Below are 26,540 nucleotides of genomic sequence, written 5' to 3'. Positions count from 1 at the left end.
GACCCGCCCCGCGGGCCGGCCGGGGCGACGCCGTCACGAGTCGAGGATCGTCGTCAGGAACTCCCCGGTCCACGCCAGGAGTTCGCGGCCCACCACCGGCTTGCCGCCGATCTTGCCCGCCGTCGGGCGCGGGACGAGGATCTGGTGGACGGCCGGCTTGATGACCGTACGCGGGTGGAGGCGCTTGAGGCGCAGCTCCTGCGACTCGCGCAACTCCACCGGGGCGAAACGGATGTTGGAGCCCTGGAGGACGATCTCGCCGACGCCGCAGGAACGGGCCAGCATCCGCAGACCGGCCACCAGGAGCAGGTTCTCGACGGGCTCGGGCAGCTTGCCGTAGCGGTCGGTGAGCTCCTCCCGCACGGCCCTGATGTCCTCCTCCGAGTTGGCGGAGGCGATGGACCGGTAGGCCTGGAGGCGCAGCCGCTCCCCGGGGGCGTAGTCGTGCGGCATGTGGGCGTCCACCGGCAGCTCGATCTTGACCTCCAGCGGGGCCTCCTCCTCCACCCCGCCCTCCATCTGCGCCCGGTAGTCCGCGACCGCCTCGCCGACCATCCGCACGTACAGGTCGAAGCCGACGCCCGCGATGTGGCCCGACTGCTCGCCGCCGAGGAGGTTGCCCGCGCCGCGGATCTCCAGGTCCTTCATGGCCACGTACATGCCGGCGCCCATCTCGGTGTGCTGGGCGATCGTCGCGAGCCGCTCGTGCGCGGTCTCGGTCAGCGGCTTCTCCGGCGGGTACAGGAAGTACGCGTACCCGCGCTCGCGGCCACGGCCGACGCGGCCGCGCAGCTGGTGCAGCTGCGACAGGCCGAAGTTGTCGCCGCGCTCCACGATCAGGGTGTTGGCGTTGGAGATGTCGATGCCGGACTCCACGATCGTCGTGGACACGAGCACGTCGAACTTCTTCTCCCAGAAGTCCACCACGACCTGTTCGAGCGCCGACTCCGACATCTGGCCGTGCGCGGTCGCGATCCGCGCCTCGGGCACGATCTCCCGCAGGCGGGCCGCCGCCCGGTCGATCGAGTCGACCCGGTTGTGGATGTAGAAGACCTGGCCCTCGCGCAGGAGTTCACGGCGCACGGCCGCGCCGATCTGCTTCTCCTCGTACGGGCCGACGAAGGTCAGGACCGGGTGCCGCTCCTCCGGCGGGGTGGTGATCGTCGACATCTCGCGGATGCCGGTGACCGCCATCTCCAGCGTGCGGGGGATGGGGGTGGCCGACATGGTCAGCACGTCGACGTTGGCGCGGAGCTTCTTCAGCTGCTCCTTGTGCTCGACGCCGAAGCGCTGCTCCTCGTCGACGATGACCAGGCCCAGGTCCTTGAACTTCGTCTCCGACGAGAACAGGCGGTGGGTGCCGATGACGACGTCGACCGAGCCCTCCCTCAACCCCTCCAGGGTCGCCTTCGACTCGGTGTCGCTCTGGAAGCGGGACAGCGCCCGCACCTTCACCGGGAACTGCGAGTAGCGCTCGCTGAACGTGCCGAAGTGCTGCTGCACGAGCAGCGTCGTCGGCACGAGGACCGCGACCTGCTTGCCGTCCTGGACGGCCTTGAACGCCGCCCGCACCGCGATCTCCGTCTTGCCGTAGCCGACGTCACCGCAGATCAGACGGTCCATCGGAACCGTCTTCTCCATGTCCTCCTTCACCTCGGCGATGGTGGACAGCTGGTCGGGCGTCTCCGCGTACGGGAAGGCGTCCTCCAGCTCGCGCTGCCACGGCGTGTCCGCGCCGAAGGCGTGGCCGGGGGCCGCCATCCGGGCCGAGTACAGCTTGATCAGGTCGGCCGCGATCTCCTTGACGGCCTTCTTCGCCCGCTGCTTCGTCTTCGTCCAGTCCGCGCCGCCGAGCCGGTGCAGGGTCGGCGCCTCGCCGCCCACGTACTTGGTGACCTGCTCCAGCTGGTCCGTCGGGATGTAGAGCCGGTCGCCGGGCTGGCCGCGCTTCGCGGGCGCGTACTCGACGAGGAGGTACTCGCGGGTGGCGCCCTGGACCGTCCGCTGGACCATCTCCACGTACCGGCCGACACCGTGCTGCTCGTGCACGATGTAGTCGCCGACCTCCAGGGTCAGCGGGTCGATCGTCTTGCGGCGCTTGGCCGGCATCCGCTGGCCGTCCTTGCCGGCCGCCTTCTGGCCGGACAGGTCGGTCTCGGTGAGGACCGCGAGCTTGAGCACCGGGTCGACGAAGCCGTAGTCGATGGAGCCGGTCGACACGTGCACGACGGACGGCGAGATCTCCGCCAGGTCGGCGTCCAGACGGGCGGCGATGCCCTCGCCGCCGAGGACCTCGACCGTACGGGACGCGGGGCCGTGCGCCTCCGTCACGTAGACCGTGCGCCAGCCGTCGGCCAGCCAGCCCTTGGTGTCGGCGAGCGCGCGTGCGGTGTCGCCGCGGTACGACTCGGGGGCGTGCATGCCGAGCGTCAGGGTGTCCCCCGAGACGACCTCGTCCGCCGCGAACGGCGACACCGACCACCAGGCGACGTCCAGCTCCCGCGCCCGGTCCCGCACGTCCGCGATCCCCCACAGGGACGCCGCGTCCACGTCGATCGGCGCCTCGCCGCCGCCGGCGGTCGCCGCCCAGGACGCCTGCAGGAACTCCTGCGACGTCGCCACCAGGTCCGCCGCCCGGGTCCGCACCCGCTCGGGGTCGCAGACCACCGCCATGGCGCCCTTCGGCAGCACGTCGAGCAGCAGCTCCATGTCGTCGACGAGGACCGGGGCGAGGGACTCCATGCCCTCGACCGCGATGCCCTCCGCGATCTTGTCCAGCAGCTCGCCGAGCTCCGGGTGCGCCTCGGCCAACTCGCGGGCCCTGGCCCGCACGTCGTCCGTCAGGAGCAGCTCGCGGCAGGGCGGCGCCCACAGCCCGTGCTCGGCGACCTCCAGGGACCGCTGGTCGGCGACCTTGAAGTAGCGGATCTCCTCGACGTCGTCGCCCCAGAACTCGATCCGGAGCGGATGCTCCTCGGTCGGCGGGAAGACGTCCAGGATGCCGCCGCGCACGGCGAACTCGCCGCGCTTCTCGACCAGCTCCACCCGGGAGTACGCGGCCGCCGCCAGGCCCTCGACGATCTCGTTCAGATCCGCCGCCTGACCGCTGCGCAGCGCCACCGGCTCCAGGTCCCCCAGGCCCTTGACCTGCGGCTGGAGCACGGAGCGGATCGGTGCGACGACCACGCTGACCGGGCCGGCCGCCGGGTCGTCGTCCCGCGGGTGCGCCAGGCGGCGCAGGACGGCCAGGCGGCGGCCGACGGTGTCCGAGCGCGGCGAGAGCCGCTCGTGCGGCAGCGTCTCCCACGACGGGTACTCCACGACCGTGTCCGGGTCGAGCAGCGACCGCAGCGCGGCCGCCAGGTCCTCCGCCTCGCGGCCGGTCGCGGTCACCGCGAGCACCGGCCGCCCCGAGTCCCGGGCCAGCGCGGCCAGCGCGAACGGCCGCGCGGCGGCCGGACCGACCAGGTCCACGTGCGGACGGTTCCCGTCGGCGGCGGCCTTCACCGCCTCGGCGAGAGCCGCGTCCTTGACGACGACATCGAGCAGACCGTGCAGGCTCATGAAGGTGTCCATCCCGAGGGGTGCCGGAGGCGGGCAACGCGAACAGCCCGACACGTCGTACGGGCCGGGGTGTCCAGCGTACGACGGTGCACCGACAGCCGCTTCCGAAAACACGGGCGGCCCCGGTGGAGCTCCACCGGGGCCGTACCGCTGCGGGGCGCGGCCGCTACTCGCTCGCGATCGCGTTCAGGACGTTCATCCGGCCGGCCCGGAAGGCCGGCACCAGGGCCGCGAAGAGGCCCACGAAGGCCGAGCCCACGAACACCGTGAGGATGGTCGGCCACGGGATGTCCAGGACCCCCAGGCCCTCCAGGGCGAGGAGCTTCTGGGCTGCCGTGCCCCAGCCCATGCCCAGACCGAGGCCGAGGAGGGCGCCGAAGAGGGCGATGACCACGGACTCCAGCCGGATCATGCGGCGCAGCTGGCGGCGGGAGAGGCCGATGGCCCGCATGAGGCCGATCTCGCGGGTCCGCTCCACCACCGACAGGGCGAGGGTGTTCACGACGCCGAGGACGGCGACGACGATCGCCAGGGCGAGGAGCCCGTACACGATGTTGAGCAGCTGCCCGACCTGGTCCTTGAGGTCCTCCTTGTAGTCGGCCTGGTTGCTCGCCTTGTACTGCGGGTAGGCCGCGAGCGCGTCCTTGACCGCCTGGTAGGCCTGGGTCTCCTGGCCGTCCTTCGCGCTGGCCAGCAGGAGCAGGCTGTGCGGCATCCGGTCGGCGGGGACGTACTCGGCGAGCGTGGCGACGTTCACGTACATCGCCCCCTTGTCGACCTGGCCGGTGTCCGCGGTGATCGCCGCGACCTTCAGCTTCGCCGTCTCGCCGCCCTTGAACGCGACGGTCAGGACGTCGCCGACCTTCACCCCGTGCTCGGTCGCGTAGTCGCTGCCGACGGACATCGCGCCCTTGCCGTAGGCGTCCGCCAGCGTGCCGGCGGTGGTCTCGCGGCGCAGGTCCTTCATGTACGTCGGGTCGGTGGCGGCCATGTCGGCCGTCGAGACCTTGCCGCGCGGGTCGGTGACCTTGGCGTCGACCCACCGGTACTCGGTCACGTGGTCCAGGCCCGGGACCTTCTCCAGGGCCTGCTGCGCCTGCGGCACGATCGGCTGCCCGGTGCCGGACTGCACGATGAAGTCGGCGCCGACGGACCGGTCCAGCTCCTCGGTGGCCGAGGCCACCATCGACGAGCCGACCACCGACAGGCAGGCGACCAGCGCGAGGCCGATCATCAGGGCGGCGCCCGTGGCACCGGTGCGCCGCGGGTTGCGCAGCGCGTTGCGCTCGGCCATCCGGCCGACCGGGCCGAAGACCCGCAGGACGACGACGCCGAGGACCCGGACCACACCGCCCGCGAGGAGCGGGCCGACGACGACGAAGCCCAGCAGCGACAGGACCACGCCGAGACCGAGCCACAGGGAGCCCGGACCGGCCTCCGCGGCGCGGGTCGCCGTCCACAGCGCCGCCGCTCCGGCCGCCGTGAGGGCGAGCCCGAGCCCGCCCCGCACCCAGCCGGCCTTCCCGTCGGCGGGAGTGCCCGCGTCGCGGAGGGCCGCCATCGGGGAGACCTTGCCGGCCCGGCGGGCCGGGATGTACGCGGCGAGGACGGTGACGACGATGCCGAGGACCAGGCCCACGACCGGGGTCGTCCACTTCACGGTGAGGTCGCGGGTGGAGAGTTCCATGCCCACCGCGGACATCAGCTTCATCAGACCGACGGCGAGGCCGATGCCCGCCGCCACGCCGGCGACCGAGCCGACGACGCCGAGCAGCACCGCCTCGACGAGGACGGAACGGTTCACCTGCCGGCGGCTCGACCCGATGGCCCGCATCAGGCCGATCTCGCGGGTGCGCTGGGCGACCAGCATCGAGAAGGTGTTGACGATGAGGAAGATGCCGACGAGGAAGGCGATCCCGGCGAAGCCGAGCATCGCGTACTTCATGACGTCGAGGAAGCCGGCGACGTCCTCGCGGCCCGCGTCGGCGGTCTCGGCGGCGGTCTGCAGCTTGTAGCCGTCGCCGATCGCGGCGGCGATGTCCGCCTTGAGGGCCTCGTCCTCGACGCCCGGCTTCGCGTCGGCCGTGATCTGGGTGAACAGGCCTTCCTTGCCGAGCAGTTCACGCTGCGCGGTGGCCGTGTCGAAGTAGACGACGGTGGCACCCGGGTTGGTGACCTTGAAGTCGACGATCCCGGAGATCTTCGCGGTGAAGTCGCCGGTCACGGCGATGGTCCGCAGCGTGTCGCCGATCTTCAGGTGGTGCTTCTCGGCGGTCGCGCCGTCGACGACCACGTCGGTCGGGCCGCGCGGCTCGTGACCGGAGACCAGCTCGACCGAACGCAGTTCGTTGGGCGTCCAGTTGACGGCGATGGTCGGCGCGCCGCCGGTCGGACCGACGTTCTTGTTCTTCCCGTCGACGACCGTGACGCTGGTGGACGCGACCGAGCCCTGCGCGGCCTGCACGCCCTCCGCCTTCCGCACCTGCTCGACGAGCGAGGCGGGCAGGGCCTCCGGGCGGCCGGTCTGCGGGGTCTCGTCGTTGCCCGCCGCGTTCTTCGGGCTGACGGTGACGTCGGACGCGGTCACCGCGAAGAGCTTGTCGAACGTCGTGTTCATCGTGTCCGAGAAGACCAGCGTGCCGCTGACGAACGCGACGGAGAGCAGCACGGCGACGGCCGAGAGCGCCATCCGGCCCTTGTGCGCGAAGAAGTTGCGCAGCGAGGTCTTGAGGACGCTCATGACGTCCGCCCGCGCGCGTCGAAGTCCTTCATCCGGTCGAGCACGGCGTCGGCCGTCGGCCGCTCCATCTCGTCCACGATCCGCCCGTCCGCCAGGTACAGCACCCGGTCCGCGTACGAGGCGGCCACCGGGTCGTGCGTCACCATGACGATCGTCTGCCCCAGCTCGTCCACCGACGTCCGCAGGAAGCCGAGCACCTCGGCGCCCGCCCGCGAGTCCAGGTTTCCGGTCGGCTCGTCACCGAAGATGATCTCCGGCCTGGCCGCGAGCGCCCGGGCCACCGCGACCCGCTGCTGCTGGCCGCCGGACAGCTCGTTCGGCCGGTGCTTCAGCCGGTCGGACAGGCCCACCGTGTCCACCACGCGCCGCAGCCACTCCGCGTCCGGCTTGCGCCCCGCGATGTCCATCGGCAGCGTGATGTTCTCGATCGCGCTCAGCGTCGGCAGCAGGTTGAACGCCTGGAAGATGAACCCGATCCGGTCTCTCCGCAGCTGCGTCAGCTTCTTGTCCTTCAGGCCGGTGATCTCCGTCTCGTCGAGGAAGATCTGCCCGCCGGTCACGGTGTCGAGCCCCGCGAGGCAGTGCATCAGCGTCGACTTCCCCGACCCCGACGGCCCCATGATCGCGGTGAACTGCCCGCGCGCGATGTCCACGTCCACCGAGTCCAGCGCCACGACCCGGGTCTCCCCCGAGCCGTACGCCTTCACGACCTGTCGCGCCCGCGCAGCGACGGCCGTACGCCCTCCAGTACCCCCGTGCCTGGGGATGGTCACAGCCGAAGTCACGGTTCTCTCCCTTGAAGCAGTGCCTTGGTTTGTAAGTTCAAGTTAAGAACCCCCACCCCCGCTCCACCTCCTCCGCCGGTACGAACCACCCCTGCCCCGTATGGGGGAGGGCCCCCTAGGGGTTCTCCTCCTTCGTCGGGACCTCGGTATGACAGACCTCCGAGAAACAGGCAGACGTTCGAGTCATCGCCTGTTGTGATGCACATGTGCGATAGCGGCACGTGTGTACGGAGACGGGTGCCAGGGTGGGCGCATGGAGCTCACGGCGACCGAACCGACGCTGCGGACGATCGAACCGCCGCACGTGGCCCCGAGGCCTTCAGGGGTGGCCGTTCGCACGCGGCTCAAGGGCCTCACCTCTGAGGACGAGAAGGTCCTTCGGTCGGTAGGCGCGCATCTGGGGTCGCTCGCGGCGAGGGACCTCAAGATCCGTTGCGCCGAGGGACCGGGGTACTCCAAGGACACCTGGGCCGCCCGGAAGCGGGACCTCACCCCCGCCTCGTCATCCCGCTGGGCAGGCGCGATCACCAAGGCCACGCACGAGCAGTGGGCATTGTCCCGGCGCTGCCAGGCAGCGCACGCCCGGACCCTGGAGGCAAGGGTCCGGACGCTCCGGCACCGCCTGGCACTGCCGATCGGCACCCCAGGAACGAAAGCGACCCCGGGTGGATACCGCACCCGGCGGGAGTGGCATGCGAAATCACGGCGCCTCCAGGTGCTCGAAGGCCGGTTGGCCGCGACACGGGCCGACCGGGATGCCGGTGTCGTACGTGTGGTGCGCGGCGGTACGCGACTGATAAGGATGCGGCACAACCTCGATGCCGTCGGCATCGGCGAGGCCGAATGGCGCGACCGCTGGGAGGCCGCGCGCTGGCTCCTGTCAGCCGACGGCGAGTCGGGGAAGCGGTTCGGCAACGAGACGATCCGTGTCAGCCCGGACGGGGAGGTGACGATCAAGCTCCCGACCCCTCTCACACGTCTGGCGAACGCTGCACACGGCCGATACGCCCTCGTCTCGCGCCTGCGGTTCTCGCACAGGGGAGGAGAGTGGGTCGAGCGAGTCCAGACGAACAGAGCGGTCGCCTACCGCATCCACTACGACGTGCAGCGCGGGCGCTGGTACCTGACGGCGTCGTGGCAGATCCCCCCGACTCCCGCTCTCCCCCTGGCCACCGCACTCGGCGGCGGCGTCATCGGCGTGGACATGAACGCCGACCACCTCGCCGCCTGGCGCCTCGACACCCACGGCAACCCGACCGGCAACCCCCGCCGTTTCCCCTACGACCTGACCGGGTCGACCCCACACCGCGACGCCCAGGTCCGCCATGCCCTCACCCGCCTCCTCCGCTGGGCACAGACCCAAGGCGTCCGCGCGATCGCGGTCGAGGACCTCGACTTCACCGCGGACAAAACCCGCGAGAAACACGGCGCCAAACGTCGGTTCCGGCAGCTCGTCTCGGGCATGCCCACCGGCAGACTCAGGTCCCGACTCACCTCGATGGCCAGCGCCTTCGGCATCACGGTCGTCGCCGTCGACCCCGCCTACACCAGCAGGTGGGGTGCCGAGCACTGGCAGCAGCCCCTGAGAAGCAAGGCCCGCAAGACCACTCGTCACGACGCTGCCGCCGTGGCGATCGGAAGACGCGCCCAAGGGCACCCGATCCGGCGACGGACGGCACCGCCCCCGCAGCACCGGATCGATGGTGCGGGGCATCGGACCGTCCAGGCCGGACCGGGCACCCTCGGGCGCGAGGAAACCCGCCGCCGCGTTCCCGGACCACGGACACGATCCGTGCCGCCCGGACGCGGACCGAAAGCAGGCGACCAGCGTCCCCAGAACCGTTCGGGGCACGCGGCTGAATGCGAGTCCGCGAATGGGCTCGAATCAGATTCAGCCTCCAGGAACGGTTCCTCCACCCTGGGTGCGAGTGAGACCCTGTCTCCGATCATTTAGGTGTACGAAGAAAGGAATGGTGGCGCGGTGACGGAGCCGTCGACGACCCGGGCCGGGGCCGATCCGGCGCCCGCGCCCTCCTCCCCGTCCCCCTCCCCCGCGCGCCGGGGGCCCGTCGTGGCGGCGCTGATGATCACGATGGGGTTGGCGGCGATCGACGGGACGATCGTGTCGACGGCGGTGCCGCAGATCGTGGGAGACCTCGGTGGACTGGCCGTCTTCTCGTGGCTGTTCTCCGGGTACCTGCTGGCGGTGACCGTGACGCTGCCGGTGTACGGGAAGCTGAGCGACACCTTCGGGCGGAAGCCGGTGCTGATCGCCGGAGTCGTGCTGTTCGTCGTCGGGTCGCTGCTGTGCGCGGCCGCGTGGAACATGGCGTCGCTGATCGCGTTCCGGGTGGTGCAGGGCTTCGGCGGAGGCGCGCTCCAGGGGACGATCCAGACGATCGCGGCGGATCTGTACCCGCTGAAGGAGCGCCCGAAGATCCAGGCGAAGCTGTCCTCCGTGTGGGCCGCGTCGTCCGTCGCGGGACCGGCGGCGGGCGGGCTCCTCGCCGGGTACGCGGACTGGCGCTGGATCTTCCTCATCAACCTGCCGGTGGGGCTGCTGGCCCTCTGGCTGATCGGCCGCCACCTCGTCGAGCCGGCCCGTGCCGCCGCCCGGGAGCGGGTGCGGATCGACTGGGCGGGGGCGCTCGCCGTCTTCGCCACCGGGGCGCTGCTGCTCACCGCGCTGGTCCAGGGCGGTGTCGCGTGGCCCTGGCTGTCCGCGCCCTCACTCGCGCTCCTCGGGGGAGCCGTCGTCCTCGCCGGTGTGACCGTCGCCGTCGAGCGGCGGGCCGCCGAGCCGATCATTCCCGGCTGGGTGTGGCGGCGGCGCACGATATCCGCCGTCAACCTGGCCCTCGGCGCCTTGGGCCTGCTCATGGTGGCCCCGACCGTGTTCCTGCCCACGTACGCCCAGTCCGTGCTGGGGCTCGGGCCGATCGCCGCCGGGTTCGTCCTGTCCGTGATGACGCTGAGCTGGCCGGTCTCCGCCGCGTTCTCGAACCGCGTCTACAGCCGGATCGGTTTCCGTCTCACCGCGATCCTCGGGATCTCCTGCGCCCTGCTCGTCCTGCTCGCCTTCCCCCTCCTGCCGTTCCCCGGCGAGCCGTGGCAGCCTGCCCTCCTGATGCTGCTGCTCGGCGCGGCGCTCGGCCTGTTCCAGCTCCCGCTGATCGTCGGCGTCCAGTCGACCGTGCCCTACGAGGAGCGCGGCACGACCACCGCTTCCGTCCTCTTCTGCCGTCAGGTCGGCCAGAGCGTCGGGGCCGCGGTCTTCGGCGCGCTCGCCAACTCCGTCCTGGCCTCCCGCCTCGGCGGCACCGGCGATCTCGACACCCTCGCCCGCGCCCTCGCCGCTCCCGCCTCGCTCACCGCCGAGGCCACCGACCACCTGCGCCGGGCGGTCGACGCCGCCGTCGACTACGTGTACGTCGGCGCCGCCGGTGCCGCCGCCCTCGCCCTCCTCGTCCTCCTCACCCTGGCGCCGCGCCGCTTCCCGGTCCTGGCGGAGGAGGGGGAGCGGCGCGGCGCGGAGTGAGGGTCGGGGTCCGTCAGAACGCCGCGTCGATCCAGTTGCCCGGCTCGACCAGGTCGTTGCGCACCGCGCCCTTGAAGGGCGCCCGCCAGTCCCCCGTACCCGCGTAGAGGTACGAGCTTCCGTTCACCCCGAGCAGGTCCGGACGCCCGTCGCCGTTGGCGTCGCCGATGCCGACGACGTCGGTGTACGCGTTCCAGCCGCCGCCCAGCCTGACCCGCGGCGCGAACGTGCCGTCGCCGAGGCCGAGGTACATCCAGAGGACACCGGCCTTGTCCCGGGCGACGAGGTCGCCGGCGGGCGCACCGGCGAGGTTGCCGGTCGCGGTGATCTGGTTGTAGATCCCCCAGCCGGTGCCGATCCTCTTCCGCGCGGAGAGCGGGGTGTTGGCGTTCCCGGTGCCGGGGTAGAGCCACAGCCCGCCGGACCTGTCCGTCGCCAGGAGGTCGGGCTTCCCGTCGTTCGTCAGGTCGCTGCCGCCGGCCACCTGGTCGTAGACCTGCCAGCCGGTGCCGATCCTCGTGCGCCCCGAGAACGGCTTCTCGCCGACGCCCGTGCCCTGGTAGAGCCAGAGCGCCCCGCTCTTGTCGCGGGCGATCGTGTCGGCCACGGGCGTGCCCGCGATGTTCCCGACGGACTCCATCCGGTCGTACACCTGCCAGCCGGTCCCGACCGGCAGTCCTCCCGTGGCCTTCACGTTGTCGCCCGCCTGCGTCCGCATCGAGCCGACGCGCCGCAGTTCGCCGTCCCCCCAGCGGACGAACAGGTCCGGGGTGCCGTCGTCGTTGTAGTCGTGCGCGCCCGCGGGCCGGGTCACCGTGAAGCGGCCGGTGGCCTTCAGCTCCGGGCCGATGCCCTCGTCCGGACGCGCGGTGAGCTGCCACTCGTACTCGCCGTTGGGGGCCGTCCCGAGGTCCGGGCCCTCCGGGCTCTTTCCGTCCCAGTGCCAGGTGATCCGGCGCGGGGTTCCGGGGGTGACGCCGTACGGGACGGACCACCCGTCGTACACCGTCCTGCGGCTGCGCACGTGGGTCAGGGTCAGCCATACGCGGCTGTCCGCCCGGGACAGGTCCCAGCTGAAGTCGACCCCGCGCTCGGCCTGGTCGCCGGTGAGCTCCTTCGGGGTGTCGGAGCCGGTGAGGGTCACGACGGTCGACTGTCCGGTGGACGCGACCCGTTCCACGTCCGGTCGGCCGCCGTCGGCGCGCGGCGAGATCCGGTAGAGGCCCTCGCCCTGCTCGGGGGTGCCACCGCGCACCAGGAGACTGCCGCCGGGACCGGCGACGGCGGAGGAGAACGCGGTGAGGAGGACGACCTTCTCACCGGTCTCGATCGACTGGACGGTGAACGCCCGCTTGGTGGGGTTCGACGCGCCGTCGAGGTAGGTGGACTCGCTGATGTGGACCTTCTGGCCGGTCGCCAGCCAGCCGCCGACCAGGTAGAGCGGGTCGGAGACGTCGCCTTCGGTGTCCGGGATCCACTTCCGCGTGGTGGTGCCGCGCTTGAGCGCGACGATCCCGTCGTCCCCCAGCCGCGCCTCGCGCCAGGCCACGTGCGTCGCGGAGACCGCGCCGTCCCAGGCCCACTGGTCCCTTTCCTGGACGTGCCAGGAGTCCGCTCCCGTGGCGAGATCGACGAGGATCTTGGCGGAGCCCCGCCAGTCGCCGATCGCGCAGTCGTAGAGCGCGGAGCCGGTGTCGGTCCAGCCGTCGTCGTAGGGCGCGTCGCAATCGACGTCGGGCCCTCCGACCAGCTTGCGGAGCTTCGGCGTGCCTCCGGCGAGCAGAGCGGCGTCGAGCGTGACGGCGTACTGCACCCCGTGGCCGTTCTCGTTCCGCGCGAGGAGGAGGTCGTCACCGGCGAAGCCCGCGTAGAAGTAGCCGTCGCCGAGCGCGTCGAGATCCAGCTTCACCGGCACGGCGGCCGCGGCGGGTGTCGACAGGTCGTGGACCCACATCACCCGGCTGACGGCCGCGTCGGACCGGTCGACGCTGACGACCAGGTCCGAGCCGCCGCCGGCGGCGAAGGTGCCGGGCAGGACGATCGACGAGCCGTCCTCGTACCAGGTCCAGCGGAACTCGGGCGCCTTGCCGCGGGTCTTCGACAGGAAGCCGCTCGGTCCCGCGCCGGCGACGTCCGCGTCGAGCGGGAACGCCACGGTGGTCCGCTGCGGGTCCTCCTGCTCGGCGACCGGCGCGGCGGTGGCCGGGAGCGTGGTGAGCGTGCCGCCCGTGGCGGCGAGGACGATGGTGACGGCGGCGGCCGCGAGACGACGGCCGCGGGTGTGTGCGTGATGCATGTACGGGTTCCCTCCCCTGGAAAGAGGAGGTTAACGGGCTCTACGGTCCCCCTCCCGCCGCCCCGGCACCTCGGCAAGACACCCCCTTAGGCGGGCGGGCGCGGGATCGTCAGGCAGAAGGGGTGGCCCGCCGGGTCGAGGACGACCCGCCACAGGTCCGGGCGGGGCTGGACGTCCGGGACGGTGGCGCCCCACTCCACGAGGCGGGCCGCCGCCTCGTCCAGGTCGTCGACGTCGAAGTCGAGGTGCAGCTGCTGCGGGACGTCCTGGCCCGGCCAGGTCGGCGGACGGTAGCCGTCGACGCGCTGGAAGCCGAGGAAGAGGCCGTCGGCGCCGCGGAGGCCGGCGAAGTCGTCGTCGGAGCGGTCGGCGAGGGGGAGGCCGGTGGCCCGGTGGTAGAAGGTGGCGAGGGCCATGGGGTCGGCGCAGTCGAGGGTGACGGCCGTCAGCTTCATGAACATGGTCGGGGAGCCTACGGGGTGGGCTCGGGGCCTTCCGAGTCCGTCAAGTCGTCGCCGTCGTCGGCCTGTTCCTCGCCGGAGGCGGTGGGGCGTCCGGTGAGGGCGGCGAGGGAGTTGCGGATGTGTTCCATGTGGGAGTGGATCTCGTCGCGGGCCTCGTCGTGTTCGCGGAGGACGCGGTCGGTCTCGCGGTCGACGCGCTCGGCCTTCATGCGGGCTTCGGCGAGGAGCTCCTCCGCGCGGGCTTCGGCGTCCTCCTGGCCGTGGCGGGCCTGCTCCTCGGTCTCGGCGAGCGCGCGCTGGGCCTCGGCGAGCCGTGCTTCGGCGGCGGTGACGAGTGCGTCGTGGCGGGCGTCGAGGTCGGCGGCCCGGGCTTCGGCCTCGCGGTCGGCGTCGTCGCGTACGGCGGCCTGCTCGGTGCGCTGGGCGGCGAGGAGTTCGGTGGTGCGGCGCCGGGTCTCCTCGAAGGCCTCGCGGGCCGCGGCGCGCTGCTCGCCGGTGTCGCGGTGGGCGTCGGCCGCCAGTTCGGCGGCCTGTTCGCGGGCGGTGTCCAGGGTCGCCCGGGCGGCGGTCTCGGCGGCGGTGCGGACGCCTTCGGCGTGGGCGCGGGCCGCGTCGGCGGCCTCCTCGCCGGCGGCCTCGGCGGCTTCCGCGAGGGCCTGGGCGTCGGCTTCGGCGGCGCGGACGAGGGCCTCGTCCTCCTGCTCGGCCATCTCCAGGATCGCGCGGGCCCTGTCGCCGAGGGACTCGTAGCGCTGGGGTGCGAGGGCCTCGACGGCGGCGCGCAGCCGGGCGGCCTCGGCCTCCGTCTCCTTGGCGAGTACGGTGAGCCGCGCCGCGCGCTCCCAGGCGCCGTCGCGTTCCTCGGAGAGTGCGGCGACGTACCGGTCGACCTGTTCGGGTCGGTATCCCCGGCCTCGTCCGACAGCGAATCCCATCCCTGACGCCCCTTCCCGTATGGCCTCAAACGTCAAGGATGCGCCATCAGAACGGACAAAAGGCGCCGAACGTGCATGCACGTCGAGCGCCTTTCGTCACATTCCGCCTGCCGGTGTGGCTACAGGAGGCCGTCCCACATCTGCTCCAGGAGCACCGACCACCAGTTCTCCGGGGACGACAGCGCCTGCGGGTCGAGCATCGCCAACTGCGCCTGGAAGTCGACGGTCCAGCGGCCCGCCTGCTCGGGGTTGAGCCCGAAGCGCAGCCGCCACATGCGGCCGAGCAGCGCGAGGGAGCGCGTGAACTCGGGCAGCCCGGTGTTCACGAACTGCGGCGGCACCGGCTGCCCGCCGGGACCGGCCTCCACCGGCACCGCCACGATGTGCGCGGTGCCGTACTGGACGCAGATCGCCCGCCCGAAGTCCGAACCGAGCACCAGGTACGAGCCGGCGTCCGTCGCGGCCTGCACCTGTCGCTGCGCCGCGAGCTCCGCGAGCGTCGGCACCACCGGCACGGCCGGCTGCGCCCAGAAGAACGGGCCGAAGTCGGCGGGCAGGCCCGCCCACACCAGCGTCCGCGCCACCAGCTCCGGCACGCCCTGCCGGGACACCGCGCGCTGGTCGAAGCGGAGGATGCCGGGACCGAACGCCCCGGCCAGCTCCTGCGCGATGCCCTCCGGCGGGATCGGCGGCGCCGGCTGCACCTGCGGCAGCGGCGCCCGCACCGGCGCGGGCCGCGCCGGGCCGTCCGCGACCTGGTGCAACTCGCCCTGGTGGGTGAGGAGTTGCCGCATGCCCTGCTGCCGTCCCGCGTGGTCGCGGCCGTACGGGGCGATGCTGGTGATCCGCGCCTGCGGCCACGTCTCCCGGATCATCCGCGCGCAGTAACCGCCCGGCAGCTCGCAGGACTCCAGCTCCGTGTGCAGTTCGAGCACCTGCTGCGGCGGCACGTTCATCGCGCGCAGCTCGTGCAGGATCTGCCACTCGGGGTGCGGGGTGCCCGGCGCCGAACGCCGGATGATCTGCGCCTCGGAACCGTCGGGCGCCCGGTACCGCAGCACCGCCTGGTAGCCCGGACCCACCGTCGGCTGCCCCGTCGGCTGCGGATAGCCGTACGCGGGCGGTACGGGACCGGCCGCGGGCGGCGGCGTGTGCCCGCCGTGCACCGGCGGCGCCGGGGCGGGCGGGGGCGGCGGGGCCCCCGGACCGGCCGGACCGGGGTGCGCCAGCATCGTCGCGGCGTGCGCGATGCCGCCCGGCGGCGTGCCGGGCACGCCCGGCGGCGGCGGGGGCGGCGGGGGCGCGCCGGGACCGCCCTGGTTCGGGTGCGCCAGCATCGTCGCGGCGTGGTGCACCGGCTGCGGGGGCGTCGGCGGACCGGGCGGGGCCGGCGCCGCCGGCGGGCCGGGCGGGCCGGGCTGCGCGGGCGGCTTGAGGCCCTCGGGGCCGAGCTGCGACACCAGCTGCGTGGGGATGTACGCCCCCGCACCCGACGATCCTCCCGGCACACCGGGCGCCCCCGGCGGCGGAGGCGGCGTCGGGCCGCGACCGGCCTTCGGCGGCACCGTCGCCTTGCTGGTCGCGGCGTCCGCGATGTCCCCCGCGCCCGGCGCCGAGGGTGCGGGCGGCGGAGGCAGCGGCGCCCCGGGGCCGGCCTGCGCGGGCACCGGCGCGGCCGGCGCCGGGGCCGGCGGTGCGTGGGGGTTCGCCGGAGCGGCGTCCGGCCGCGGCGCGGCCGGGTCGAGACGGGGAGCCACGGCGGTCGGCGGCAGCGCGCTGCCGCCCTTCATCAGCGCGGTCGGCGCGTCGGCACCCACCGCGTGCGGCGGGGCGTCCTCGTCGTCCGTGCCGGACAACGGCGGCGCGAACACGGTCGCCGGCAGCGGCACCGCACCGTCCGCACCCCCTGAACTCGCGTTCGCGTCCACCCACGGGCTACTGGCCGACGGCGGAGCCGGAGGCGCGACGGGCGCGGCGACGGGCGCGGGCGCCGGAGCGGGAACGGGCGCGGGCGGAGCCGGAGGCGCGACGGGCGCGTCCTGAACCGCGGGGGCCGCGGGGGCCGCGGGAGCAACCGGTGCCGCGGGGGCCGCGGGAGCAACCGGTGCCGCGGGCGCGGCCGCCGGCACCCCGTCCATCGCCGTCGGCTCGTACGCGGGACCGGACTCGCCGGCGCCGGCTCCGGAAGCGACGCCGACTCCGATCCCGACCCCTTCGCTCGCGTCCACTCCCGACAGCGCCACCGAAGCCGAAGGCACCGCGTCCCCGGCGCCCACCGCCTCCGAGGAGTCGTCCGCAGGGGTCGACGAACCGCCGCTCTCCTGCGAGGCGTTCGGTCCGTTCGGGAGGCCGATCTTGTCGGCCGCGTCCTGGAGCCACTCGGGCGGGCTCAGCAGGAACGACGTCTGGTTGAGGTCGATACGGGCCGCGGGCACGGCCGCCTGGGCCGGAACGTCGTCGGCGGAGCCGTACTCCTCCTCGTACCGGCGGATCACCTCGCCCACCGGCAGTCCGGGCCACAGCGTCGCCTCGCCGCTGTCCCGGGCGATCACGAGCCGCTGGCGGCCGCCGTCGGACGTGGGGCCGCCCTCGCGGTCCTCCGCCCACACGACGAAGCCCAGCTCGAACTCCCGCACCCGCACCTCGCGGTGCTGGTAGGACGGCAGTTCGCCGTTGATCCACTCCTCGGCGCGCTCCTGCGCCTGCGCGAACGTCACCACAGCCAGCTCACTCCCCTACCGGGACCACGGGCACGGCACGCGCGAAGCCGCCGTCCACCATCAGGTTCGCCACCGTCTCCAGCTCCGGCGGATTGCCCGCGAGCCGCTGGAGGAACGCGTCGAAGTCCGCGCCGCAGGGCAGCAGGAGCCGCTCCACGCGCTCGGCCACGGACCAGCCGGCCGCCACCTCGCCGGAGTCCCGCGCGTCGTCGTACGCGCAGAACCACACCGAACCGACCCCCTGGCCGCGCACCTTCACCGCGATCAGACCGCCCTGGACGAAGGCGACGCCCAGGTAGTCCTTGGTCAGGTGGTCGCGCAGGCACTTGTTGACGTAGACGAGGTCGTTGACGCCCGCCTCCTCGCGCACCGTGAAGAACGGCTGGTCGACGAGGAGCCCCAGCTCCGCGTCGAGCGCCGCGCCCACCGGGGCGCACCCGCCGGCCGCCTTCAGGAAGGAGCGGTACGCCCCCGGCAGCCGGTAGCCGAGGTCCTCCTCGACGCCCTGGAGCTGCTGCTCCGACACCGACACCAGGCCCTTCGGCAGCCCGAAGTGCGCCGGCCGGGTCTCCTGCAGCGGCCGCGTGCCGCGCTTCGACTGGTCGACGGCGGCCGTCGCCACCCCGCCGTGGTGGCGCAGCAGCGCCTTCACCTCGACCGGCACCAGCTCCATGCGGCGGCTGCGCGCCACGTGGTGCCAGGTCCAGCCGTGCGGCGTCGCGACCGACGGGATGGTGTCCCACAGCTCGTGGCCGGTCGCGGCCATCGCCGCGTTCGCCGACACGTAGTCCGTGAGCCGCAGCTCGTCGACGCCGAAGCCCTCCGGCGGGTCGGCGATCTCCGCCGCCGCGCGCGCGTACGGCGAGAAGTCCGGGTGACCGTGCTCGTCGACCCGTACCCCTCGGGGGTGACGGGAGGCACGGACCGGGTCCGGGAAGTGCACGACCTGCCCGGCGTAGGCCGCGTTCGGTGGCGCGGTGTGCCCGAGCCGACTCGTCATGGCGGTTGCCCCCTGCATGGCGTCGCTGACTGCTACTACCGACTGATCCCGCACAGCCTATGCGCTGCCACAAGACCCGTAACGGCCCCCGCCCGACGGTGACCAAGTGTCACGACGCCATGACAGTCACACCATGATTCCGACACACCGAAAGCGCGTTTCGGCGCCCCAGCTTCCCCATATGGCTCCCTATTTGGCAGGCTGTCCACGCAACTCGGGGGATTGCAGGAGGGGAAGACCAGCACCATGCACACAGCAACAACGCCCACACAGGGTGACCCACGCCTCAACTGGAGCAGCAGTGCCGAGGCCACACGCGCACCGTTACTGCGTCACCGCCGCGACGGAATCCTCCCCACCGTGGGCGCCGCCCTCTCCGTCCGCGGTGAGACCCTCACGTGCACCGCGGGCCGCGGCGACCGGCCGCCCGTCCTGCACGCCCTCGTCCAGGACTTCCTGGACACCCTGACGAGCAGCCAGCGGGAACGCTTCACCGGCCGATGTCCGGAGGCGATCCTGATCTCCCGGCACCTCACCGCCACCGAGAGCGCCCGCTCCAAGCGCGCCCAGCGCAAGGCGCTCACCCATGGCGAGGCCCGCCGCTCGCTGAAGGCGGCCAAGCTCACCGCCCGGCGCATCAGGGAGGACGGCGACCCGCTCCACGGCAGTTACGCCGCGCCCTGCCGTTCCTGTACGGCGATGCTCGCCCACTTCGGCGTCCGCGCCGTCGACCCCACCACGCCTGTCGAGAACGGCTGACCGCCTCCATGCCCGACCACCTCAGCACCACCCGCTTCCCCGTCAACGTCGACGCCGCGCTCCGGGAGGCGGGCTGGCAGCCCGGCCGCTGGGACATCAAGCTCGCCGAGGAATGGGCCGACGCGCTGCGCGCCCACGTCTCCCCCGCCGGGCACCGGCACTGCGTCTTCCCCGCGGCCGTCGAGGCCTGGGCCGAGTTCGGCGGGCTGCGGGTCACCGCGCCCGGCCACGGCCGGCAGATAGCGCCCGCGACGGTCCGCTTCGACCCGCTCGCCGGCCTCCACCTGTCCCGCACCCTCGCCGACCTCGGCCGCGCCCTCGACACCGAGCTCGCCCCGCTCGGCGAGGAGGGCGAGCACCAGGCCGTCCTCGCCATGGACGTCGAAGGCCGCGTCTACAGCCTCGACCACGCCGGCGACTGGTACCTCGGCAAGGACATCGACGCGGCGCTCGCCACCCTCGTCACCGGAGCCCACCCCACTCGCCTCACGGCGCACTAGCAAGAGCGCCCTCACCCACACCGGCACCGGCACCGGCAGAGCGGCCCCCGCCTCCGCACCCGTCTACGCGACCGGCCCCTCCCCGGCCACCGGCAGTACCGCCGACACCCGGAACCCCCCGGCGTCCGTCGCCCCCGACACGAACACCCCGCCGAGTCGGAGCACCCGCTCCCGCATCCCGACGAGGCCGTTGCCGCCGCTGGGCAGCCGTACGTCCGTGCCGCCCGCGTCCGACGGGCAAGGGCCGTTCTCGACCTGCATGGCGACCTCGGCGTCCCGGTGCGCGAGCCGCACCACGACGGCGGCGCCCACCGCGTGCTTGTGGACGTTGGTCAGCGCCTCCTGCACCACCCGGTACGCCGTCCGCTCCACCTCGGGGGCGTACGGGCGCGCCTCGCCCGTCACCACGAACTCCACGGCCGCGCCCGCGAGCCGGGACTGCTCGCAGAGCGCCTCCAGGGCGTCCAGGCAGGGCCCGTCGTCGGCGGCGGCCTCGGCCGCGGCGGCCGCGGCCCGCCCCACGGCGGCGAGCGGCACCGCGGCGGGAGCCGCCGGGGCGGACCCCTCCCGGAGCACGCCCAGCATCTCCCGCAGCTCGGTGAGGGCCTGCCGCCCCATGTCACCCACGAGGGCGGCGTTCCGCACCGCCTTCTGCGGGTCCTTCAGCGCCACCGCCTGCAGCGCCGCCGCGTGCACGACCATGAGCGACACCCGGTGCGCCACGACGTCGTGCATCTCGCGCGCGATCCGGGTCCGCTCCTCCTGCCGCGCCCACTGCGCCCGCTGCTCCGCCCGGTCGGCGAGGAGCGAGAGCTCCTGCTCCAGGCTGTCCGCCCGCTCCCGCAGGCTCTCCATGAGCCGGCGCCGTGCCCCCGTGTACAGGCCGAAGAGCACCGGCGGGGCGTTGAGCCCGAGGGTCATGAAGAGCGACACGATCGGCACGTACCAGCCGCTCGGGTCGAAGTCCTGGGGGCCGTCGTCGACCTGGGCCACGTCCTGCCGCAGCCCCACCACGGTCACGACGAACACGGCCACCGTCGACATCCCGGCCAGGACGGCGGTGATCCGGCGGGGCACCTCGGAGGCGGCGAGCGTGTACAGCCCGACGATCCCCATGAGGAAGCCCATCTCGGCGGGCGCCACGGCGATCGACACGAGCACGACCGCGATGGGCCAGCGCCGCCGCACCAGCAGCACGGAGCCCACGATCAGCCCGAACACCACGCCCACGGGCACCGGCAGGCCCGCCTTCCCGGCGAACCCCACCCCCTCGATCCCGCACTCCAGCGCCGAGACCAGCGCGAGTCCGACATCGAGGACGACACTCCGTCCTCTCCCCCACCACCAACTCCCGACGCCCTCGGCGTCCCGGTCTGCCCCCGCTGTGGTCATGGCCACCACCCTACGGGCGGGTCGTCCGATCATCCGGGCAGGCGGGCTCCCGCCTGTACCGTCGCGACGAAGGGGCCTGGTACGGCATAGTGGGAGGCCGCCGGACGGACGGGCCGCAAGATCGTCCGTTAGGTGGCGTACACCATCCCCTGTGGTGTAATCGGCAGCACTGGGACCTTTGGAGTCCTATGTCCGGGTTCGAGTCCTGGCAGGGGAGCACGGAGCGAGCGGGTCCTGACCACCACGGTCAGGACCCGCACTCATGTCCGCCCCCTTGCCCCCCGGTATCCTTCGTGGGTCCACCACCCAAAGCCGAAGGGCATTCCCGTGAGCGCCAACCGCCCGGCAGCCGTCGTCGTCCTCGCAGCGGGTGAGGGCACCCGTATGAAGTCGAAGACTCCCAAGGTCCTGCACGAGATCGCCGGGCGGTCCCTCGTCGGGCACGTCGTGTCCGCCGCGCGGGAGCTGGAGCCCGAGCACCTCGTCGTGGTCGTCGGCCACGCCCGCGAGCAGGTGAAGGGGCACCTGGAGGAGCACTACGCGGGCACCCGCACCGCCGTCCAGGAGGAGCAGAACGGCACCGGGCACGCGGTGCGGATGGCGCTGGAGGAGCTGGGCGAGGCGCCCGACGGCACCGTGGTCGTCGTCTGCGGCGACACCCCGCTGCTGTCCGGCGAGACGCTGAAGGCGCTGGCCGGCACGCACACCGGCGACGGCAACGCCGTGACCGTGCTGACCGCCGAGGTGCCGGACTCCACGGGCTACGGGCGGATCGTCCGCGACGCCTCCGGCGCGGTGACCGAGATCGTCGAGCACAAGGACGCGTCCGACGAGCAGCGCGCCATCCGGGAGATCAACTCGGGCGTGTTCGCGTTCGACGGGAAGCTGCTCGCCGAGGCGCTCGGCCAGGTGCGGACGGACAACAGCCAGGGCGAGGAGTACCTCACCGACGTCCTGTCGATCCTGCGCGAGGCCGGCCACCGGGTCGGCGCCTCCGTGGCGGGCGACCACCGCGAGATCCTCGGCATCAACAACCGGGTGCAGCTCGCCGAGGCGCGCGCCCTGCTGAACCAGCGGCTGATCGAGGCGGCGATGCTCGCCGGCGTGACCGTGGTCGACCCGGCGTCGGTGTTCGTGGACGTGACGGTGACGTTCGAGCCGGACGCGGTGATCCTGCCGGGGACGCAGCTGCTCGGCGCGACGCACATCGGCGAGGACGCCGAGGTCGGCCCGAACACGCGCCTGACGGACACCACGGTCGGCAAGGGCGCCCGGGTGGACAACACGGTCGCCTACTCGGCCGTGATCGGCGAGTCCGCCTCCGTGGGCCCGTTCGCGTACCTGCGCCCGGGGACGAACCTCGGCAGGAAGTCCAAGGCCGGCACGTACGTCGAGATGAAGAACGCGACGATCGGCGAGGGCACGAAGGTCCCCCACCTGTCGTACGTGGGTGACGCGACGATCGGCGAGTTCACGAACATCGGCGCGGCGAGCGTCTTCGTGAACTACGACGGCGAGGCGAAGCACCACACCACGATCGGCTCGCACTGCCGCACCGGTTCGGACAACATGTTTGTGGCTCCCATCACCATCGGGGACGGCGCCTACACCGCCGCGGGGTCCGTGATCACGAAGGACGTGCCGGCGGGTTCGCTGGCGGTGGCCCGGGGCCAGCAGCGGAATATCGAGGGTTGGGTGGCCCGGAAGCGTCCCGGCAGCGCTGCCGCGCAGGCCGCTCAGGCCACCTCGGAGGACTCCGCCGGCGAAAGCTGACCGGAAACAGGTACGTCGAACTCGGCGTACCGTGATACGTGCACACAAATTCGGCTGGTTCGCCCATGCGCTCGACAGGCGCGGGATCGCGGCCAGAGAACACGTCTGAGGAGACAGTGCTGTGACCGGGATCAAGACGACCGGCGAGAAGAAGCTGATGCTCTTCTCCGGCCGCGCCCACCCCGAGCTGGCCGAGGAGGTCGCGCACCAGCTGGGCGTCGGTCTCGTTCCCACCAAGGCGTTCGACTTCGCCAACGGTGAGATCTACGTCCGCTTCCAGGAGTCGGCCCGCGGCGCGGACTGCTTCCTGATCCAGAGCCACACGGCTCCGATCAACAAGTGGATCATGGAGCAGCTGATCATGATCGATGCTCTCAAGCGGGCCTCGGCCCGGAGCATCACCGTGATCATCCCGTCGTACGGCTACGCCCGCCAGGACAAGAAGCACCGCGGCCGCGAGCCGATCTCGGCGCGCCTGGTGGCGGACCTGCTGAAGACGTCGGGCGCCGACCGCATCCTGACGGTCGACCTGCACACCGACCAGATCCAGGGCTTCTTCGACGGCCCCGTGGACCACCTGTCCGCCCTCCCGGTCCTCGCGGACTACGTGGGCGCGAAGGTCGACCGCGACAAGCTGACGATCGTCTCCCCGGACGCGGGCCGCGTGCGGGTCGCCGACCGCTGGTGCGACCGCCTGGACGCCCCCCTCGCGATCGTGCACAAGCGCCGCGACAAGGACGTCGCCAACCAGGTCACCGTGCACGAGGTCGTCGGTGACGTGAAGGGCCGCGTCTGCGTCCTGGTGGACGACATGGTCGACACCGGCGGCACGATCTGCGCCGCCGCGGACGCCCTGTTCGCGCACGGCGCCGAGGACGTCATCGTGACGGCCACGCACGGCATCCTGTCGGGCCCGGCCGCGGACCGCCTCAAGAACTCCAAGGTCAGCGAGTTCGTGTTCACGGACACGCTGCCCGTGCCCGGCGCCCTGGAGCTGGACAAGATCACGGTGCTCTCGATCGCCCCGACGATCGCGCGCGCGGTGCGCGAGGTGTTCGAGGACGGCTCCGTGACGAGCCTCTTCGAGGAGCACTGAGCCACGGCGAGAGCCCACGCGTGAGGGCCGCTTCCCCGTTCGGGGGAGCGGCCCTCCGCCGTGTTCCGGTGATCCAATTGGGTGGTGGGGCGGCGGGCCGGTAGACTGCCTTAGTTGCTCGGCGAGGGAGGCCGTACCCCCATGGGGTCACGGCGGTCCGTTATCGACGCGCTCTTCGTAGCAGGCCATCGCCAGTCGTGGCCGGGTGACCGTCTTCTTTCGTCACCTTCTACGAGGAGTGCAACATGTCCGAGGTCAAGCTCGCCGCTTCCGTCCGCTCGGAGTTCGGCAAGGGCGCCGCCCGCGCCATCCGCCGCAACGCCCAGGTTCCCGCCGTCGTCTACGGCCACGGTTCCGAGCCGATCCACGTCACCCTCCCGGCCCACGAGCTCGGCATGGCGCTGCGTACGCCGAACGTCCTGCTCTCCCTGGACATCGACGGCACCAACGAGCTGGCGATCCCGAAGGCCGTCCAGCGCGACGCCATCAAGGGCTTCCTGGTCCACGTCGACCTGCTCCTCGTGAAGCGCGGCGAGAAGGTCACCGTCGAGGTCCCGGTCCAGGCCGAGGGCGAGCTGGCCGCCGGCGGCAACCTGCTGGAGCACGTGCTCTCCACCCTCTCCGTCGAGGCCGAGGCCACCCACCTCCCCGAGGCCGTCACGGTCTCCGTCGAGGGCCTCGAGGCCGGTGCCTCCGTCCTCGCCGGCGCCATCGCCCTGCCGGCCGGCGTGACCCTGGTCACCGACGCCGACGCCGTCGTCCTCCAGGTCCTGGCCGCGCAGGCCGAGGAGCCGGCCGCCGAGGCCGAGGCCACCGAGGGCGCCGAGGCCTGAGCCGTAGGCTCTGCCTGACGTGACGGGGTGACGGGCCGTGCGGCCCGTCACCCCGTTTCTCTTGCACGGAAGCACGCACGCGCGTGGACGGAACGGATACGAGGAGACCTGACGCACATGACGGACGACGCCAACGCCCCCTGGCTGATCGTCGGCCTCGGCAACCCCGGGCCCGAGTACGCCGCCAACCGCCACAACATCGGCTTCATGGTCGTCGACCTGCTCGCCGAGCGGATGCGCGGTTCGTTCAAGCGCGCGCAGAAGGCCCAGGCCCAGGTCGTCGAGGGCCGGATGGGGCCCCCCGGTCCCGAGAGCCGCCGCGTGATCCTCGTGAAGCCGATGTCGTACATGAACCTCTCCGGCGGCCCCGTGACGGCGCTGCGGGACTTCTACAAGGTGCCGACGGCGCACGTCGTCGCCGTCCACGACGAACTGGACATCGACTACGCCACGCTGCGCCTGAAGCTCGGCGGCGGCGACAACGGCCACAACGGCCTCAAGTCCATGACCAAGGCGATGACCGCCGAGTACCACCGCGTCCGCTGCGGCATCGGCCGCCCGCCGGGCCGCATGCAGGTCGCCGACTTCGTCCTCAAGGACTTCTCCTCCACCGAGCGCAAGGAACTCGACTGGTTCGTCGACCGCGCGGCCGACTCCGTCGAATGCCTGGTCGCGGAGGGCCTGGAGCGGGCCCAGTCCGCGTACAACTCGTAGCCCTCCGGCGGTCGGAGCGTACGACTGTACGATCGCGGGTCATGACGCACGTCCGTAACGCCGCCATGGCCCTCGTCGCGCTCCTCCTCCTCGTCGCGGGCGCGTGGACCTCCTGGAACTCGGCCCAGCACGTCCTGCTCGCCAAGGGCCGCGAGCACGGGACGCTGACGGTGACCGGCTGCACGGAGGAAACGTGCAGCGGCGCCTACACGCCCGAGGACCCGTCGTCGACACGGCGGACGCTGACGATCGCGCGCTCGGTCGCGGCGGAGAAGGGCACCACGATCCCCGTCGTCGTGAAGCCCGGCACGGACGAGGGCGTACGCACGGGCTGGGGCGGCGGGTTGCACGCCTGGCTCCCGCTCGGCGGCGCACTGCTCCTCGCCGCGCCCCTCATCGGCGGCGGTCTGCGGCTGCCGCGGACGGCGTGGTCGGTCGCCGGAGCCGGCGGCGCGCTGCTCGTCGCGGCTTTCCTCGCGCTCTGACCGGATTGCGCCGGGTTCCTGGCGCAATCGTTATGGAGCTCTGGGTTAAGCGCGGCTTAAAGGGGTGGATAGGCTGCCTCAGCCACCTCCCACGGCATCCCTCATTCCACAGATGGACGACTGCACATGCGACGCTCCCTGATACCCGCAGCCGCACTTGTCGCGGCAATGGCGGGCTCCCTCGTCCTGGCCCCGGTTGCCTCCGCCTCCAACGGTCCCAAGGGCGACAACGGCACCGTCAAGATCCACGACTCGAAGACCGGCGAGGAGGTCAAGGCCAACGAGCCGAAGGTCTGCGAGTTCTACCTCGACGCGTTCAACTTCGACGCCTCGCAGAAGGCTGTCTGGCGCATCGAGGCCTGGGCGAACAACGACAAGCCCAAGGGCACCGAGGTCGAGAAGGGCTCCATCACCCTCGACGCCAAGGGCCACGGCCGCACCGAGGACATGACCCTCGACAACGGTCAGTACAAGCTGTTCTGGAACTTCGACGGCGAGCACGGCGCGGCCAAGCACAAGGTCTTCAAGGTCGAGTGCGAGGACGAGACGACTCCGCCCACCACGGGGACCCCCGGCACGGAGACCACCACTCCGGGCACGGAGACGACGACTCCCGGCACGGAGACCACCACCCCGGGCACGGAGACCACCACTCCGGGCACGGAGACCACCACCCCCGGCACCGAGAGCCCGACTCCGGGCGAGACGACGCCGGGTGGCTCCGAGTCCCCGTCCGCCTCCACCCCGGCCGGTCAGACCGGTGGCACCGGTGGTTCGGACACCAAGGGCGAGGGCAACCTCGCCGAGACCGGCTCCAGCGCTCCGGTCGGCATCCTCGCCGCCGCGGCCCTGGCCCTCGCGGCCGCCGGTGCGGTCCTGGTGACCCGTCGTCGCAAGGCGCAGCAGTAACAGCGCCGTAGTGGCGGACGACCGTGCCCCCGTCGGG

General features: G+C 72.5%; 19 protein-coding genes and 1 tRNA gene. 11 read left to right on the top strand and 9 right to left on the bottom strand.

What is annotated here, in order from left to right; all coding sequences use genetic code 11:
* Positions 1-33: 33 nt before the first annotated feature.
* The 3 genes from mfd to ACFCY7_RS30450 form a co-directional block, all read right to left on the bottom strand.
* Entirely contained in the window at positions 34-3,564 is a 3,531-nt protein-coding gene (mfd, locus tag ACFCY7_RS30460; protein WP_376489279.1) for a transcription-repair coupling factor, read from the bottom strand.
* Between the two features lie 166 nt (positions 3,565-3,730).
* On the bottom strand, positions 3,731-6,304 hold the full coding sequence (locus ACFCY7_RS30455; RefSeq protein WP_376489278.1) for an ABC transporter permease: 2,574 nt from the start codon (positions 6,302-6,304) through the stop codon (positions 3,731-3,733).
* The gene (locus tag ACFCY7_RS30450; protein ID WP_376489277.1) at positions 6,301-7,089 is read right to left on the bottom strand and encodes an ABC transporter ATP-binding protein; all 789 of its coding nucleotides are present in this window, start codon (positions 7,087-7,089) and stop codon (positions 6,301-6,303) included. Before ACFCY7_RS30450 ends, ACFCY7_RS30455 begins: the two co-directional genes overlap by 4 nt.
* Before the next feature lie 802 nt (positions 7,090-7,891).
* On the opposite strand from ACFCY7_RS30450, the gene ACFCY7_RS30445 reads away from it, so the two are divergent.
* The gene (locus tag ACFCY7_RS30445; protein ID WP_376489276.1) at positions 7,892-9,043 is read left to right on the top strand and encodes an IS200/IS605 family accessory protein TnpB-related protein; all 1,152 of its coding nucleotides are present in this window, start codon (positions 7,892-7,894) and stop codon (positions 9,041-9,043) included.
* A gap of 27 nt (positions 9,044-9,070) precedes the next feature.
* Entirely contained in the window at positions 9,071-10,627 is a 1,557-nt protein-coding gene (locus tag ACFCY7_RS30440; protein ID WP_376489275.1) for an MFS transporter, read from the top strand.
* Positions 10,628-10,640: 13 nt separating this feature from the next.
* Here ACFCY7_RS30440 and ACFCY7_RS30435 read toward each other — a convergent pair whose 3' ends face one another.
* The 5 genes from ACFCY7_RS30435 to ACFCY7_RS30415 all read right to left on the bottom strand — a co-directional run bounded on the left by ACFCY7_RS30435 (position 10,641) and on the right by ACFCY7_RS30415 (position 18,042).
* Positions 10,641-12,923: an FG-GAP repeat domain-containing protein gene (locus ACFCY7_RS30435; protein ID WP_376489274.1), complete on the bottom strand. Its 2,283-nt coding sequence runs from the start codon at positions 12,921-12,923 to the stop codon at positions 10,641-10,643.
* 86 nt (positions 12,924-13,009) lie between these two features.
* Entirely contained in the window at positions 13,010-13,384 is a 375-nt protein-coding gene (locus ACFCY7_RS30430) for a VOC family protein (protein WP_376489273.1), read from the bottom strand.
* 11 nt (positions 13,385-13,395) lie between these two features.
* The gene (locus tag ACFCY7_RS30425; RefSeq protein ID WP_376489272.1) at positions 13,396-14,322 is read right to left on the bottom strand and encodes a cellulose-binding protein; all 927 of its coding nucleotides are present in this window, start codon (positions 14,320-14,322) and stop codon (positions 13,396-13,398) included.
* Between the two features lie 119 nt (positions 14,323-14,441).
* A complete protein-coding gene (locus ACFCY7_RS30420; RefSeq protein WP_376489271.1) occupies positions 14,442-17,042 on the bottom strand; it encodes an SUKH-4 family immunity protein in 2,601 nt (866 codons plus the stop codon).
* A 7-nt stretch (positions 17,043-17,049) separates the two neighbouring features.
* Entirely contained in the window at positions 17,050-18,042 is a 993-nt protein-coding gene (locus ACFCY7_RS30415) for an SMI1/KNR4 family protein (RefSeq protein WP_376489270.1), read from the bottom strand.
* A 246-nt stretch (positions 18,043-18,288) separates the two neighbouring features.
* Between ACFCY7_RS30415 and ACFCY7_RS30410 the strand changes: the two genes are divergently transcribed.
* Together ACFCY7_RS30410 and ACFCY7_RS30405 are read left to right on the top strand one after the other, a co-directional pair.
* Positions 18,289-18,801 (top strand): YwqJ-related putative deaminase, encoded by a 513-nt coding sequence (locus ACFCY7_RS30410; RefSeq protein ID WP_376489269.1) that lies wholly within the window; start codon positions 18,289-18,291, stop codon positions 18,799-18,801.
* A gap of 8 nt (positions 18,802-18,809) precedes the next feature.
* Entirely contained in the window at positions 18,810-19,301 is a 492-nt protein-coding gene (locus ACFCY7_RS30405; protein WP_376489268.1) for an SUKH-3 domain-containing protein, read from the top strand.
* A 63-nt stretch (positions 19,302-19,364) separates the two neighbouring features.
* Here ACFCY7_RS30405 and ACFCY7_RS30400 read toward each other — a convergent pair whose 3' ends face one another.
* Complete coding sequence (locus ACFCY7_RS30400) at positions 19,365-20,693, bottom strand: sensor histidine kinase (RefSeq protein WP_376489267.1); 1,329 nt, start codon at positions 20,691-20,693, stop codon at positions 19,365-19,367.
* A gap of 145 nt (positions 20,694-20,838) precedes the next feature.
* Here ACFCY7_RS30400 and ACFCY7_RS30395 point away from each other — a divergent pair.
* The 7 genes from ACFCY7_RS30395 to ACFCY7_RS30365 all read left to right on the top strand — a co-directional run bounded on the left by ACFCY7_RS30395 (position 20,839) and on the right by ACFCY7_RS30365 (position 26,503).
* Positions 20,839-20,910 (top strand) — tRNA-Gln (locus ACFCY7_RS30395).
* Between the two features lie 110 nt (positions 20,911-21,020).
* Positions 21,021-22,466, top strand: a complete 1,446-nt coding sequence (gene glmU / locus ACFCY7_RS30390) for a bifunctional UDP-N-acetylglucosamine diphosphorylase/glucosamine-1-phosphate N-acetyltransferase GlmU (RefSeq protein WP_376489266.1) — start codon at positions 21,021-21,023, stop codon at positions 22,464-22,466.
* A 121-nt stretch (positions 22,467-22,587) separates the two neighbouring features.
* Positions 22,588-23,562 carry a ribose-phosphate diphosphokinase gene (locus ACFCY7_RS30385; protein WP_116160552.1) on the top strand — a complete coding sequence of 325 codons (975 nt, stop codon included), beginning with the start codon at positions 22,588-22,590 and terminating at the stop codon, positions 23,560-23,562.
* A gap of 245 nt (positions 23,563-23,807) precedes the next feature.
* The gene (locus tag ACFCY7_RS30380) at positions 23,808-24,395 is read left to right on the top strand and encodes a 50S ribosomal protein L25/general stress protein Ctc (RefSeq protein ID WP_376489265.1); all 588 of its coding nucleotides are present in this window, start codon (positions 23,808-23,810) and stop codon (positions 24,393-24,395) included.
* Between the two features lie 117 nt (positions 24,396-24,512).
* Positions 24,513-25,109: an aminoacyl-tRNA hydrolase gene (pth, locus tag ACFCY7_RS30375; RefSeq protein ID WP_376489264.1), complete on the top strand. Its 597-nt coding sequence runs from the start codon at positions 24,513-24,515 to the stop codon at positions 25,107-25,109.
* Between the two features lie 41 nt (positions 25,110-25,150).
* Positions 25,151-25,594: a hypothetical protein gene (locus ACFCY7_RS30370; RefSeq protein ID WP_376489263.1), complete on the top strand. Its 444-nt coding sequence runs from the start codon at positions 25,151-25,153 to the stop codon at positions 25,592-25,594.
* 126 nt (positions 25,595-25,720) lie between these two features.
* Positions 25,721-26,503 carry an LPXTG cell wall anchor domain-containing protein gene (locus ACFCY7_RS30365; protein ID WP_376489262.1) on the top strand — a complete coding sequence of 261 codons (783 nt, stop codon included), beginning with the start codon at positions 25,721-25,723 and terminating at the stop codon, positions 26,501-26,503.
* Positions 26,504-26,540 lie beyond the last annotated feature (37 nt).

The organism is Streptomyces sp. NPDC056361, assembly GCF_042262805.1.
GTDB lineage: Bacteria > Actinomycetota > Actinomycetes > Streptomycetales > Streptomycetaceae > Streptomyces.
This window is presented reverse-complemented; position numbering and strand designations above follow the sequence as displayed.

What these genes read in the sequence shown, in the direction of transcription:
- mfd (WP_376489279.1), bottom strand. Translation starts at nt 3,564, where the DNA reads ATGAGCCTGCACGGTCTGCTCGATGTCGTCGTCAAGGACGCGGCTCTC.
- ACFCY7_RS30455 (WP_376489278.1), bottom strand. Translation starts at nt 6,304, where the DNA reads ATGAGCGTCCTCAAGACCTCGCTGCGCAACTTCTTCGCGCACAAGGGC.
- ACFCY7_RS30445 (WP_376489276.1), top strand. Translation starts at nt 7,892, where the DNA reads ATGCGGCACAACCTCGATGCCGTCGGCATCGGCGAGGCCGAATGGCGC.
- ACFCY7_RS30435 (WP_376489274.1), bottom strand. Translation starts at nt 12,923, where the DNA reads ATGCATCACGCACACACCCGCGGCCGTCGTCTCGCGGCCGCCGCCGTC.
- ACFCY7_RS30430 (WP_376489273.1), bottom strand. Translation starts at nt 13,384, where the DNA reads ATGTTCATGAAGCTGACGGCCGTCACCCTCGACTGCGCCGACCCCATG.
- ACFCY7_RS30425 (WP_376489272.1), bottom strand. Translation starts at nt 14,322, where the DNA reads ATGGGATTCGCTGTCGGACGAGGCCGGGGATACCGACCCGAACAGGTC.
- ACFCY7_RS30415 (WP_376489270.1), bottom strand. Translation starts at nt 18,042, where the DNA reads ATGACGAGTCGGCTCGGGCACACCGCGCCACCGAACGCGGCCTACGCC.
- ACFCY7_RS30410 (WP_376489269.1), top strand. Translation starts at nt 18,289, where the DNA reads ATGCACACAGCAACAACGCCCACACAGGGTGACCCACGCCTCAACTGG.
- ACFCY7_RS30405 (WP_376489268.1), top strand. Translation starts at nt 18,810, where the DNA reads ATGCCCGACCACCTCAGCACCACCCGCTTCCCCGTCAACGTCGACGCC.
- ACFCY7_RS30400 (WP_376489267.1), bottom strand. Translation starts at nt 20,693, where the DNA reads ATGACCACAGCGGGGGCAGACCGGGACGCCGAGGGCGTCGGGAGTTGG.
- ACFCY7_RS30380 (WP_376489265.1), top strand. Translation starts at nt 23,808, where the DNA reads ATGTCCGAGGTCAAGCTCGCCGCTTCCGTCCGCTCGGAGTTCGGCAAG.
- pth (WP_376489264.1), top strand. Translation starts at nt 24,513, where the DNA reads ATGACGGACGACGCCAACGCCCCCTGGCTGATCGTCGGCCTCGGCAAC.
- ACFCY7_RS30370 (WP_376489263.1), top strand. Translation starts at nt 25,151, where the DNA reads ATGACGCACGTCCGTAACGCCGCCATGGCCCTCGTCGCGCTCCTCCTC.
- ACFCY7_RS30365 (WP_376489262.1), top strand. Translation starts at nt 25,721, where the DNA reads ATGCGACGCTCCCTGATACCCGCAGCCGCACTTGTCGCGGCAATGGCG.